Genomic DNA, 12,253 nt, shown 5'->3' on the forward strand with positions numbered 1-12,253 from the left:
GGAAGGATATGGCCAAACCATATCTCGCCGTTGCATGAGGGGTTCATCCCTCTAGGCCGCGGCGAAACTGCCCAAAACTGGCTCCAGGCGAAACGCAGTTCCGCCGCCAAACGACGATGCTATTCCGGCGCTCGTGCGCCACAGTATGGGGAGATGGAAGGAGCGCGGATTGCATCGCCGACCGCCACACCTCCAAGGACAATTCCCATGCAATATCAAAGGGATTGGGTCACGTCGTCAATGTGGCGTAATTTCGGGTGTGGTCACCGGGCGCCATCGTCAGGCGGCCTTGGGTGTAATCTGTAGCGGTTGAGCCTCCTCGATTTGGGGTGTGGCGAGCGCCATCATGCCTTCGAGCTGCATGTAGCGGTGTTGAAGTTGGTATTCGTCGTTTTGCTCGAGGAGCACGGCGCCGATCAGGCGGGTGATGCTGTCCTCGTTGGGGAAGATGCCGACGACGTCGGCCCGGCGCTTCACCTCCTTGTTCAAGCGTTCGAGCGGATTGGTGCTGTGCAACTTGACCCGATGCTGTTCGGGGAAGGTCATGTAGGCGAGCACGTCGTGCTCGGCGGCATCCATGCAGGCGCCCAGCTTGGGCCAGCGGCCGCGCAACTGATCCGCGACATGGCGCCAGGTCTGGGTCGCGGCCGCGTGGTCGGGCTGCAGGAAGACCTGGCGGATCGCGGCGGCGACAACGGTGTTCTGGCCCTTGGGCACATGCGCCAGTGCGTTCCTCATGAAGTGCACGCGGCACCGTTGCCAGGTCGCGCCGACGACGCGGGTGATGGCAGCTTTGAGGCCCTCATGGGCATCGGAGATGACCAGCTTCACCCCCTTCAAGCCGCGCCGGACGAGGTTGCGCAGGAAGGTGGATTAGAACGGCTCGGCCTCGCTCGGACCGATGTGCAGGCCGACGATCTCGCGCTTGCCCTCGGTGGTGACCGCGACAGCGATTATCGCGGCGACGCTGACGATCCTGCCGCCCTCGCGCACCTTGAGGTAGGTGGCATCGAGCCACAGATACGGCCAGTCGCCGACCAGCGGGCGCTTGAGGAACGCGTTCACGCGCTCGTCGATGTCCTTGCACAGCTTGGACACCGATGACTTGGAGATGCCGCTCATGCCCATTGCCTGGACCAGTTCATCGACCCGTCGGGTGCTGACGCCGGCGATCCATGCCTCCTGGATGACCGACACCAGCGCCTTCTCGGCGGTCTTGCGAGGTTCGAGGAAGCCGGGGAAGTAGGCGCCCGTCCGCAATTTGGGGATCTTCAGGTTGAGGGTGCCGAGCCGGGTGTCCAGACTGCGGTCGCGGTAGCCATTGCGCCATGTGCTGCGCTCACCGGATCGCTCGTGGCGTCCAGCACCGATCAGGCCGTCGACATCGGCCTCCATGATGATCTGCAGGACACTTTCGGCGACGGTGCGCAGAAAGTCGCCATCTCCGGTCTTCGCCATCAGCTCGGCAAGCGGTAGTCTATCATCGGTCATCGGGATCAACTCCTCGGTTGGTGAAGCTTCGACACTTCCACCTTACCGATGAGCCCGGTGGCCACCAGATGCGCCGCCGTGGGTGTGGCCTCGGCCACACCCACGGCAACACCATCAGCTACACCAGGAAATTACACCACGACCGCGGACGCTAGCAGGGATTGAGCTGGACTGAGGAGAAGCTATAACGGCCCCGTCCACAATCCGATCCGACATATGGGAAATGATCCATGGCCAAAGATCTGGACAAGGAACGGGCTGCCATTGCGGCGGAAGAAGCCAAGCTGGTCGAACGCAAAAAGCAGCTCGCTGAAAAGGAACGAGATGCCTCGCTGAAGGTCATCGAAAAAGCGGGCCTGATGAAGCTGTCCCTGGAGGATCTGGAAGCGCTGGTCGGGCGCATCCGCAAGCTTGGGCTCGAGGAGGTTCAGCGTCGCCTGGCGGCGTGAAGGCCAAACCGATCCTAACCAAAATGGGCAGGCCGGGCTCGATGCCCAGCCTGCCCAATGACCCAGGCCATAATATCTTTGGGAGAGCCTCACCGGCCCTCCCCTTTAGATTTCAGTAGCTGTCGTCGAGCTTGCCTGGAATGCTGTACACCACCCGGTTGATGATGGTCGTTGGCAGAGCGCCATAATCGCCTTCATCAATGGCGAAGAACCCACCCTCTTCATCCCGGATGATGTGCTGCGGAAAGTAGCTCGTCATCGCGCGTAGCTCGGCGTTGGCAAATGCTGCGATGTAGGTGCCCTCTGCGGCGAAAGCGTTGTGATTGATGTGCATGGGTTTTCCTCATCAAAATGAAATGATGGAGGTCAGCGGGCATGTGGATCGTGGCTGGGTCAACGACGGCGAAGCCGCCGCGAAGCGGGGAGCGGAGGACCCGATTTTGCTGCGGCCGGAACTGGACTTGTAACGGTTTTGTGCCGGTCACTTGAGAGTTTAAGGCTCATTCAAGGAGACCGACGAGATGATCAAGCATAGCGAAGAGTTCAAGCAGGAGGCCGTGCGCATTGCGCTGACCAGCGGGTTGCCGCGCGAACGGGTCGCGTCGGATTTGGGGATCGGCAAATCGACGCTGAACAAATGGGTGTCGCACTATCGCCCCTCGGATCTGGTGGCAGCGCCGCAGGCAGATCTGGCTCGAGAGAATGAACGGCTTCGTTTGGAGAACCGTATCCTCAGGGAGGAGAGGGAAGTCCTAAAAAAGGCCACTCAGTTCTTTGCGAGCCAAAGGTCGTGAGGTTCGCCTTTGTGCATAGCTGGCGGCACCGTTGGCCAGTGGAGTTGATGTGCCGTGTCCTACAGGTGAGTGAGCGCGGCTATCGGTCCTGGCGGTCGCGCCCGATCAGCCATCGGGAACGGACAGACATGAGGGTGCTGGCCCATATCCGGGAGCAATATAGTCTGAGCCTTGGCAGTTATGGTCGCCCCAGGATGACGATGGAGCTCAAGGAAGCAGGGCTCGACGTTGGCGAGCGCCGGGTTGGCCGCCTCATGCGGATCAACGGGATCAAGCCAGTCCGCACACGCAAGCACAAGTTCACGACGGACAGCCACCATCGCCTGGGTGTCGCGGCGAACTGGCTAGACGGAGATTTTGCGGCCGATGCGCCCAACCGGAAATGGGCGGGCGACATCACCTATGTCTGGACATCGGAAGGCTGGCTCTACCTTGCCGTCATCCTCGACCTGCACAGCCGTCGTGTTGTTGGCTGGGCTGTCAGCGATAGGATGAAGAAGGATCTGGCGATCCGGGCGTTGGATATGGCGGTGCGGCTGCGTCAGCCGCCTGAAGGCTGCATTTTCCACTCCGATCGCGGCAGCCAATATTGCTCTTATGATTATCAGAAAAAGCTGCAGGCCTATGGCCTGCGTCCATCTATGAGCGGCAAGGGAAATTGTTACGACTGTGAGAAGATGCATGCAGTCTGGAAGGTCTGACCCGTGCTTACGACTGACCACGTGTCATGGCGTTGATCTGTCGGCCCTCCAGGCTGCACCCGGGGCGTCGCGAAACGTGACTTGATAGGAGCCTGAGGGAGTGCCGTCCCGTCACAGTCCTGTCCGCTCGCGAAGGGCCTTCGGGTTCCACCCGCCTGGAGGACCAGTATGCATGATATCACACCAGACGCTGTCGTCATCGGCATCGACACCCATAAAGACGTTCACGTCGCGGTCGCGATCAACGGACTGGGCGCGCGGCTTGCCACAGCATCGTTCCCGGTAACCAGCAAGGGCTATCGCCAGGTGGCAGCTTGGGCAACCGAGCACGGAACCGTGCACGCGTTCGGCATCGAAGGAACTGGCTCATACGGTGCCGGCCTCGCACGCGCGCTGGCTGCGAAGGGTTTGCGCGTCATTGAGGTCGGCCGGATCAACCGGCAGCTCCGGCGTCGATATGGCAAGACCGATACCGTGGATGCCGAGTCCGCTGCAAGGGCCGTGCTTGCGGGTGACGCCGACGGTGAGCCCAAAGTCGGTGATGGCACCGTCGAAATGATCCGTCACCTCAAGATCGCCCGCGACACTGCGCTCAAAGCGCGAACACAAGCCATGGTCACGCTCAAGACAATGCTGGTGAACGCGCCACAGGCGTTGCGCGAGCGGTTCATCGGCATCACCGGCAAGATGACGCTTATCCGCGCGATCGCAGCACTGCGCCCGGGGGCACTGGTATCCACCAATGCATCGGCGAAGATGGCGCTACGCGCATTGGCGAACCGATGGCTGATGCTGGATGCCGAGATCAAGGAGCACGAAGCCGTCCTCGAGCAGTTGGTGCGTGCCCACGCACCGGCACTGATGGATGCGCCTGGCGTGTCGACCGGTACCATCGCCGACATGCTCATTGTCTTGGGCGACAATCCTCAGCGGATCCGATCCGAGGCCGCGTTCGCCAAGCTATGCGGCGTGTGCCCCGTGCCGGCATCAAGTGGCAAGACCAACCGTCACCGGCTCAACCGGGGTGGCAACCGGCGGGCGAATGCGGCCCTGTACCGCGTCGCCTTGGTTCGCATGCGCCACCATCCGCCGACCCGCGAATATATCCAGCGCCGAACCGCCGAAGGCAAGTCACCTCGCGAAATCCGGCGGTGCCTCAAGCGGTACATCGCTCGCGAAATCTACCAACACCTCTGTGCTGAAAAGCCGCTCCCAGCAGCCGCGAAAGGCTCTTGACCAACATAGGAGCATCAATGCCTCCGTCGAGACATTCTTCAAATCCCTGAAGGCCGAACTCATCTGGCGGCAGAATTGGCCAACCCGCCGGCACGCTGAAGCCGCCATCTTCCAGTACATCAATGATGGGATGGACGCCCCCCGACTGATAATTGTTCGGGGCGGATTGCCGCAGGGGCAATTTAACGATCAGGAGAAGGAACATGACGGAAATTGCATCGATTGGTCTCGATATCGCAAAAACGTGGTTTCAGGTTCACGCTGCTGATCGCGACGGCATGCCAGTTTTGCGTCGAAAGCTCAGACGAGACCAGATGCTGCAGTTTTTCGAAGACCTGCCTGCGTGCTTAGTCGGAATTGAGGCATGTTCAACCTCGCATCATTGGGCTCGTATGATTGAAAGCACGGGGCACCAAGTGCGGCTGATTCCTCCCCAATATGTCAAACCATTCGTGAAGCGTTCGAAAACAGACAGCGCGGATGCCGAGGCGATTTGTGAGGCACTTAAACGCGCCGGCATCCGTTATGTGGCGATCAAGACTCGGGAGCAACAAGCGTCGCTTGCTTTGCACCGCGCGCGGGATTTGCTGGTACGTCAACGTACAATGCTGACCAATATGATCCGTGGGACCGCCGCAGAATTTGGCGTTGTCGTCGCCACAGGTGTCCAGCGGGTGAGAGTCCTTCGTGAAGCACTGCAATCTGCCGAACAGGATGTCTTGCCGAACGAAGCAAGGGATACGGTGCAGTTGCTATTTGCCCAGTTCGACGATCTGGGCTGGAAGATCGAGATACTGGAGCAGCGCATAATGGCATGGCATCGTGCAAATGCGGTTAGTCGGCGACTTGCTTCCATACCGGGTATCGGCCCCATGAATGCGACACTTCTGGCCGCCACGGTGCCCGATGCCACACAGTTCAAGTCTGGGCGCGAATTTGCGGCGTGGATCGGGCTTGTGCCGCGCGAACATTCCAGTGGTGGAAAACAACGCCTTGGCGGAATATCGAAGCGCGGCAATCCCTACATGCGCCGTCTCCTCATCGTCGGAGCCCATGCGGTATTACGATGGACCCGGCGCGGCAAAGGCATGCAAAGCGCCTGGCTCCTGAGCTTGATCGAGCGCAAGCCAGCCAACGTCGTAGCTGTCGCGATCGCCAACAAACTTGCTCGCATTGCGTGGGCAATTATGGCGCGAGGAGGCGTTTACCAATCAGCCAACATCGCAATCGCCTAGAGGGCGCGTTTACGATGCACGGCTGAAGCTTGCATGTGTGAAAGGAGTGATGGCGCAAAGGTCGCAGACCTCGGATCGGACAAACCCGATAGAAGCCCAGGGCGTTAATGCCCGCATCAACGATAGGGACCGGTTCGCGAATACCCATCAGGGCCAGCGGCTATGACCGCGCAAACAGGCCGAATACATGGCTGCAAGCGATCTTCCGTTGTCAAACACTCCATTTCTGCACTTGCCAGTCGGGGTGCGTCCATACACGGCTTCTACAATTCCCGTCGCCGCCATTCATACCTGGGCGGCATCAGCCCACTCGCGTTCGAAGCCAAGGTGGCATAATGAGATAGGTGACCGGCGCAAAACCGTTACAAGTCCAGGGTTCATCTTGACGGTCGAGAGCATAATTGTCGTCTCATTAAGGGCTCGCCACGCGCCACGCCCACGCACAGACACGCGCTTAGGTTACCTGCTTGCGAGACAAAATAGCCCGATGTGTCACGCAAGCACCAAACCCCGGACATGACTTTGCTGATGAGGCTTTTGAGCCTTGTGTCTCATGATTTATAGGTGCGCGTAGGGAAGATCGACCTCCACTACAGCGAGCCCGGCAGGAATGTTCTCGCGTCCGATGACGGCATCGATATGCTGTTCGTGGTTATAGATGAACTGCTCCGACCAACACAGCGGGATCGAATCAATGCCGCCGTGGGCGAGGGCCTTGTGCATACCCGAGAGCGCATCAAGATCTTCGCCGATGAAGCTCCGGAAGAAGGTCAGGGTGTCCTGATCCAGTTTCTCATTGTCTGGTCCGCTGCCCGTCTTGACGAACGAAACCTCTACCCGGCATCGGCCGGGATCGATCGGCCAGACCATCACAATTGGAAACAAATACTCTGCGATCGGAAAAGTCGCGTTGGGGAAGACATTATAGCTGCGCTGGCCGCTCCGGGAGATCTCCGCGAGCTTGCTCGCCTGCTGCTCGGCGGTGTCGTCGTCCGACTTGAAGAATGCGGCGCCCATTCCGCTCGTCAGAGTTCCACGCGACTTGATGACGATGGCGTTGTGCCCGCCGCGGATCATTTGCAGAGCCGACGTCTTCGAATCGATGACTTTGTCGATCGTGTTCTCATGCACATATTTGGCATGATAATTTTCAGCGAAATTATCTTGCAGACATTTCCAGTTACAGTCGACCTCGAAACTGAATCGTTCGAACAACCGGAGATCGTTCAGCGGAATGTCGGACCACAGCGCCGGGATGTCGGTCAGATATTCCAACAGCGGCACCGCCTCATTGTCGAAGTTTACAAAGACCAAGCTCCCGAATTGCTCGCAGCGGATCGGCTTGAGGCTCCGTTCAGCCTTGTTGAGGCCGGAAAAATAATGCTCGTCCGGTACGAAGATCAATTTACCTTCGAGATCGTAGGTCCAGCAATGGTAGAGGCAGCGCATGTTTCGCGAGACGCCCGCCTCGTCTTTCATGAGCAGCGAGCCGCGATGCTGACATACATTGTGAAACGCTCTCAGTTCATTGTCTCGTCCGCGCATGACGACGACCGGCGCATCGTTGAGCGTGTAGGTCCGATAGCTTCCCGGTCCCTCGAATTCATGCGCCAATCCGACGAAAAGCCAGGTCTTCGACCAGAGATGCTGCTTTTCCAGCTCGTAAAAAACGTCGCTAGTGTAGCGAGCCGCCGGCATATCCGGAAGCGCCGGAAAATCGTCAGGGTGCCGGCGCGCGCGCATCTGCGTGCTTGCCGCTTCCCACATCGATTGAATGCGCTCGGGGGTTTCCAGGGTCATTACAGCTTTCCTCATCCTATCTCCATCTACGTTCTAACTTTCCGGAGATAGTCGCTCTATCCCCCTGGCGGGGGACCGGGAGGCTGGTCGATATCGTCCCGTCCAGTAGGGACTGCACCGCGAGCCAGTGAGCGCTAGGCAGAGCCTATTGGGACGGCTGGACTGAGAGCAACGATGCCACGGCCAACAGACCGTACCGCAGCGGAAGGACTGGATGTTGCCTAGGATTGTTGAAAGCGCTCAGGCCGCCCTTGATGGCGTTCTGTCGGATGGAATGACCATCGTCGCCGGAGGCTTCGGTCTTTGCGGCATCCCGGAAAAGCTGATTCTGGGCGTCCGCGATTCAAGGGTCAGCGGATTGACGGTCATCTCAAACAACGCCGGCGTGGACGATTTCGGCCTCGGGGTGCTGCTCCAGACCCGCCAGATCAAGAAGATGATCAGCTCCTATGTTGGTGAGAACAGGGAGTTTGCGCGGCAATATCTCTCCGGCGAGCTCGAGCTGGAATTCAATCCTCAGGGCACACTGGCCGAGCGAATCCGGGCCGGTGGGGCAGGTATACCGGCGTTCTTCACCAAGACCGGCGTCGGGACGCTGGTCGCGGACGGCAAGGAGGAACGTTTTTTTGAGGGAGAGCGGTATATCATGGAGACAAGCCTGTTTGCCGACGTGGCACTGGTGAAGGCATGGAAGGCGGACACAAAGGGCAATCTCATCTTCCGCAAGACCGCGCGCAATTTCAACCCCATCGCAGCGACGGCCGCAAGGGTCACGTTGGTTGAAGTGGAGGAACTGGTACCCGTGGGCGCGATCGATCCCGACCAGATCCATACGCCAGGCATTTATGTCGACCGCATTCTTGTCGGCGCGGACTATGTGAAGCCAATCGAACAGCGCACGATTCGGATGGAGACTGCGTAATGGCTTGGACACGTCACGACATCGCCGCACGCGCGGCGCGCGAGCTCCGAGACGGTGATTATGTCAATCTCGGCATCGGCGTCCCGACCCTTGTTCCCAATTACCTTGCTGAAGGCATCGAGGTCACGTTTCAATCCGAAAACGGGATGCTGGGCGTGGGCCCGTTCCCGCTCGAGGATGAGGTCGATGCGGACCTGATCAACGCCGGCAAGCAAACGGTCACCGCTCTTCCTGGCGCCTCATTCGTGAACTCTGCCGAGAGCTTCGCGATGATCCGTGGTGGCCATGTCGACCTGTCGATATTGGGCGCACTCGAGGTCGCCCAGAATGGTGACCTGGCGAATTGGACGGTTCCGGGCAAGATGGTCAAAGGCATGGGAGGCGCCATGGATCTTGTCGCCGGCGTCGCGCGGATCATAGTCCTGATGGACCATGTCTCGAAAGTAGGCGAGCCCAAGTTCCGCGCGGCTTGCAGCCTGCCGCTGACCGGCGCGAATGTCGTTGACATGATCATTACCGACTTGGCGGTCTTCGAGCGTCGAGTGCGCGGATCATCGCCCTTCCGTTTGACGGAACTGGCGCCTGACGTCTCGCTGGATGAATTGAGATCCAAGACCGAGGCAGCATTCACAGTCGATTGACTGTAGTGCCTGCTGCAGCCGTTGAGGCGCGCCCCATCGAACGGGAGACCAGCCACAACGTGCCGGCGGCTATCGGAAAGAAAGGGGTCAGGCCGAGCATAGCGCAGATAAGCGCCTGCGAACCAAAATGCGACGTCAGCGCCTCGCTCACAATCCCGACGAACCATGGCCCAAGCCCCGTCCCCAAGAGATTGAGCACCAGCAGCAGGATCGCGGCGGCGGCGCTGCGTTGATTGGGCGGCACATTGTTCTATACGAGCGCCGTCGCAGGCGCGAGGTACATCGAGCTGGTTGTCATTGGGATTACAAGGCAAGGGCGCATTGAGCACGGCGGACAGGCTATGGTCTCCGTAGGAGCCACAGCGGGCGCGGATTTGGCTTCGGAAGCGAACATCGGAGCAATTGGCATCGTCTCGGTGTGACCGGCACGATGAAAATGATGAAGCACGAGCGCGGAGCGTTCCGCCGACTTGAACCTACCCGGTCTGCTTTCGGCGGATCCACACTCCGCCACGATGGGTCTGCCCTCCCAGCGAAAACGAACGTCGCCGACTGATGTTCAGGACTCGTAGCGTGTGGCGTGCGACAAGGACGGCAGGCGGCATGTCATCCCGCCATCTACGGTAATGGACTGGCCAGTGACGTAGGCCGCTCCATCGGACGCCAGATACAGAGCAGCGGCTGCCATATCTTCCGGATGGCTGTATCGGCCCAGTACCGAGGCCACATCGAGATAGGCCCGACCCTCGGTGGACTGCGCCGACGAGAACCAGTCACGTGTGATGCCGGTGACGGTGTTCGCCGGATTGATGCAGTTCGCGGTAATGCCATATTGGCCGAGCTCAATCGCAAAGCCTTTCATCAAGCCCGAAACGGCATGCTTTGATGCGACATAGGCGCCTTGGAGCCGAAGGCCGTACTCGGCGCAAACGGACGCGGTGGTTATGATGCGCCCGCATTTGCTCGATCGCAGCAAGGGAACGCAAGCGCGTGTGAGGCGAAAAACCGCGTCGACGTTGACGACGAAGACTTGGTGCCAATTTGCATCGGTAGTTTCCTCAAGCAATGCCAGCTTTCCAGGGATGCCGGCATTGTTCACGAGAATATCGAGGCCGCCCAGCAATTCGCCCGATTTAACAACGAGGGTCTCGGCCGCATCGGTTGCAGTGACGTCCTGAACAATTGGGATTATCGCGGCATCTCGTGCGAAGGCCGCATTCAGTTTTTCGCCCGACACATCGATGGCCAGCACTTGCGCGCCCTCGCGCGCAAACGATTCCGCGATCGCCTTGCCAATTCCGTCAGCGGCACCCGTGACGAGCGCGCGGCGTCCTTCGAGTTGACCCATGCCCAATCCTTTCGAACGACCGCCTGACCGTCAGTTGAAATACATGCCGCCATCGACGTTCAGCGTCTGGCCTGTGACGAACGCACTCTGCTCCGTGCAGAGATAAAGAATTGCGTGAGCACAGTCTTGCGGGCGGCAGAGGCGCCCGAGAGGCGTTACGCTACGCATGGCCGTTTCGATCGTCGGACCGTCGCCAGTCTCGCCCTCTCGATAGGCACTCTTGACCGCGTCCCACATGGGTGTTTCGACAGCGCCAGGCGCAATCGCATTCACGCGTATGTCGTGTGCAGCCAGCTCCTGCGCCATCCCTTGCGTCAAACTGATGACAGCCGCCTTGCTCGCCGAATAGACCATGGAGCCGATCGAAGGTCTGCGAGCGGCTGCCGAGGCGATATTGACGATTGCTCCGCCTCGGCCCGCCTTGACCATGTAGCGTGCGGCGATCTGGCTGACAAAGAAGAGACCTTTCAGGTTGATCGACAGGACACGGTCATATTCGGCCTCGGTGATATCCATCATCTGCTGCATCGAATAAACGCCGGCGCAATTGATCAATATGTCGAGAGCGCCGTGCTCCTGCCAGACCGCGTCGAGTGCCGCCCGAACGCTCGATAGCTTTGTGACATCGCAGGGCAGGTAAGACATCCTGTCAGGGAATGCTGCGCAGGTTTCCAGGCAACCGCTACTCGCTCTGTCGACGGCGAAGACCATCGCCCCGGCCTCGGCCAAATCCCTTGCCGTCTGACGGCCGATCCCACTGGCAGCTCCCGTCACGAACGCAATCCTGCCGCCCATGTCAATGCGGGGTCCGTTTGTCCGGGCTTGCGTTCTCTGCACCATTATCGCGGTCCCATACGGATTGCGCCGTCGAGGCGGATCACCTCGCCGTTCAGCATAGGGTTGACGATGATCGATCGGACGAGATCGGCATATTCTTCAGGCTGCCCCAGCCGGCTCGGATGCGGAACCTGCTGCCCAAGGCTGTCCTGGGCGGCCTGCGAAAAGCCCAGCATCATTGGAGTCATGAAGATGCCCGGAGCAATCGTCATGACCCGTATCTTTTCCCGAGCAAGGTCACGCGCGACTGGTAGTGTCAGCCCAACAATCCCGCTCTTTGACGCTGCATAGGCTGCCTGACCTATCTGCCCATCGAAGGCGGCGATCGAGGCGGTGTTGACGATGATCCCGCGCTCCTCGCCGAGCGGGTCTGCCGTGATCAGCCTTGCGGCAAACTGGCTGAGGACGTTGAACGTGCCCACGAGGTTGACCTCGATCGCGCGGCGGAAATCAGCGAGTTTATGCGGGCTCCCGTCGCGGCCAACGGTCTTGATGGAGGGAGCGACGCCGGCGCAATTGACGAGTATCCGGGCGATCCCAAAAACTGATTCTGCTTGCACGAGGGCCTCTGCGACAGCCTCCTCGTCCCCGACGTCAGCTATGAAAAATCGGCCGCCGATCACGCGGGCTTGCGCCTCGCCGGCCTCAGGATCCCGATCAAGGATCACCACCCTGGCACCTTCTGTCGCAAGCATTTTGGCAGTCGCCGCGCCAAGTCCCGAGGCCCCTCCTGTCACGATCGCTGTCAGGCCCTCAATTTTCACACTCATTCTCCCTATTGCGATGTCGATTGCTTATC

The 12,253-nt window shown here is 59.7% G+C and carries 12 protein-coding genes and 3 pseudogenes; 8 read left to right on the forward strand and 7 right to left on the reverse strand.

Annotation, left to right across the window (positions count from 1 at the left end; translation table 11 throughout):
* Window positions 1-279: 279 nt before the first annotated feature.
* Window positions 280-1,491, reverse strand: a pseudogene (locus tag K663_RS20345) (IS256 family transposase).
* Window positions 1,492-1,721: 230 nt separating this feature from the next.
* On the opposite strand from K663_RS20345, the gene K663_RS20350 reads away from it, so the two are divergent.
* The gene (locus K663_RS20350; protein WP_062121756.1) at window positions 1,722-1,940 is read left to right on the forward strand and encodes a hypothetical protein; all 219 of its coding nucleotides are present in this window, start codon (window positions 1,722-1,724) and stop codon (window positions 1,938-1,940) included.
* Window positions 1,941-2,052: 112 nt separating this feature from the next.
* Here K663_RS20350 and K663_RS20355 read toward each other — a convergent pair whose 3' ends face one another.
* Window positions 2,053-2,274 carry a hypothetical protein gene (locus K663_RS20355; protein WP_062121757.1) on the reverse strand — a complete coding sequence of 74 codons (222 nt, stop codon included), beginning with the start codon at window positions 2,272-2,274 and terminating at the stop codon, window positions 2,053-2,055.
* Between K663_RS20355 and K663_RS25110 the strand changes: the two genes are divergently transcribed.
* The 5 genes and pseudogenes from K663_RS25110 (at window position 2,273) to K663_RS20375 (ending at window position 5,906) form a co-directional block, all read left to right on the forward strand.
* On the forward strand, window positions 2,273-2,407 hold the full coding sequence (locus K663_RS25110) for a hypothetical protein (protein ID WP_256382213.1): 135 nt from the start codon (window positions 2,273-2,275) through the stop codon (window positions 2,405-2,407). The two genes, K663_RS20355 and K663_RS25110, sit on opposite strands and share 2 nt — an antisense overlap.
* Before the next feature lie 54 nt (window positions 2,408-2,461).
* A pseudogene (locus tag K663_RS20365) lies at window positions 2,462-3,429 on the forward strand (IS3 family transposase); the annotation flags it as partial.
* Between the two features lie 174 nt (window positions 3,430-3,603).
* Window positions 3,604-4,671 carry an IS110 family transposase gene (locus tag K663_RS20370; RefSeq protein WP_062121759.1) on the forward strand — a complete coding sequence of 356 codons (1,068 nt, stop codon included), beginning with the start codon at window positions 3,604-3,606 and terminating at the stop codon, window positions 4,669-4,671.
* Window positions 4,672-4,687: 16 nt separating this feature from the next.
* Window positions 4,688-4,816, forward strand: a pseudogene (locus tag K663_RS24070) (IS3 family transposase); the annotation flags it as partial.
* Between the two features lie 58 nt (window positions 4,817-4,874).
* The gene (locus tag K663_RS20375) at window positions 4,875-5,906 is read left to right on the forward strand and encodes an IS110 family transposase (protein WP_062121760.1); all 1,032 of its coding nucleotides are present in this window, start codon (window positions 4,875-4,877) and stop codon (window positions 5,904-5,906) included.
* 558 nt (window positions 5,907-6,464) lie between these two features.
* Here the strand turns inward: K663_RS20375 and K663_RS20380 are convergent.
* The gene (locus tag K663_RS20380) at window positions 6,465-7,706 is read right to left on the reverse strand and encodes an aromatic ring-hydroxylating oxygenase subunit alpha (RefSeq protein ID WP_062121761.1); all 1,242 of its coding nucleotides are present in this window, start codon (window positions 7,704-7,706) and stop codon (window positions 6,465-6,467) included.
* A gap of 214 nt (window positions 7,707-7,920) precedes the next feature.
* Here K663_RS20380 and K663_RS20385 point away from each other — a divergent pair, with 214 nt between their 5' ends.
* The gene (locus K663_RS20385) at window positions 7,921-8,628 is read left to right on the forward strand and encodes a CoA transferase subunit A (protein WP_145902390.1); all 708 of its coding nucleotides are present in this window, start codon (window positions 7,921-7,923) and stop codon (window positions 8,626-8,628) included.
* Window positions 8,628-9,269: a 3-oxoacid CoA-transferase subunit B gene (locus K663_RS20390; RefSeq protein ID WP_062121762.1), complete on the forward strand. Its 642-nt coding sequence runs from the start codon at window positions 8,628-8,630 to the stop codon at window positions 9,267-9,269. Before K663_RS20385 ends, K663_RS20390 begins: the two co-directional genes overlap by 1 nt.
* On the opposite strand, the gene K663_RS20395 is transcribed toward K663_RS20390, so the two are convergent.
* From K663_RS20395 to K663_RS20410, 4 genes are all read right to left on the reverse strand, one after another.
* Complete coding sequence (locus tag K663_RS20395) at window positions 9,256-9,513, reverse strand: hypothetical protein (RefSeq protein WP_062121763.1); 258 nt, start codon at window positions 9,511-9,513, stop codon at window positions 9,256-9,258. The genes K663_RS20390 and K663_RS20395 overlap by 14 nt on opposite strands.
* 315 nt (window positions 9,514-9,828) lie before the next feature.
* Entirely contained in the window at window positions 9,829-10,617 is a 789-nt protein-coding gene (locus K663_RS20400) for an SDR family NAD(P)-dependent oxidoreductase (RefSeq protein WP_062121764.1), read from the reverse strand.
* A 30-nt stretch (window positions 10,618-10,647) separates the two neighbouring features.
* Window positions 10,648-11,457 carry an SDR family NAD(P)-dependent oxidoreductase gene (locus tag K663_RS20405; RefSeq protein WP_083536058.1) on the reverse strand — a complete coding sequence of 270 codons (810 nt, stop codon included), beginning with the start codon at window positions 11,455-11,457 and terminating at the stop codon, window positions 10,648-10,650.
* The gene (locus K663_RS20410; RefSeq protein WP_062121819.1) at window positions 11,457-12,218 is read right to left on the reverse strand and encodes an SDR family NAD(P)-dependent oxidoreductase; all 762 of its coding nucleotides are present in this window, start codon (window positions 12,216-12,218) and stop codon (window positions 11,457-11,459) included. Before K663_RS20410 ends, K663_RS20405 begins: the two co-directional genes overlap by 1 nt.
* Window positions 12,219-12,253 lie beyond the last annotated feature (35 nt).

The sequence above is a fragment of the Sphingobium sp. MI1205 genome (assembly GCF_001563285.1).
Classification (GTDB): domain Bacteria; phylum Pseudomonadota; class Alphaproteobacteria; order Sphingomonadales; family Sphingomonadaceae; genus Sphingobium.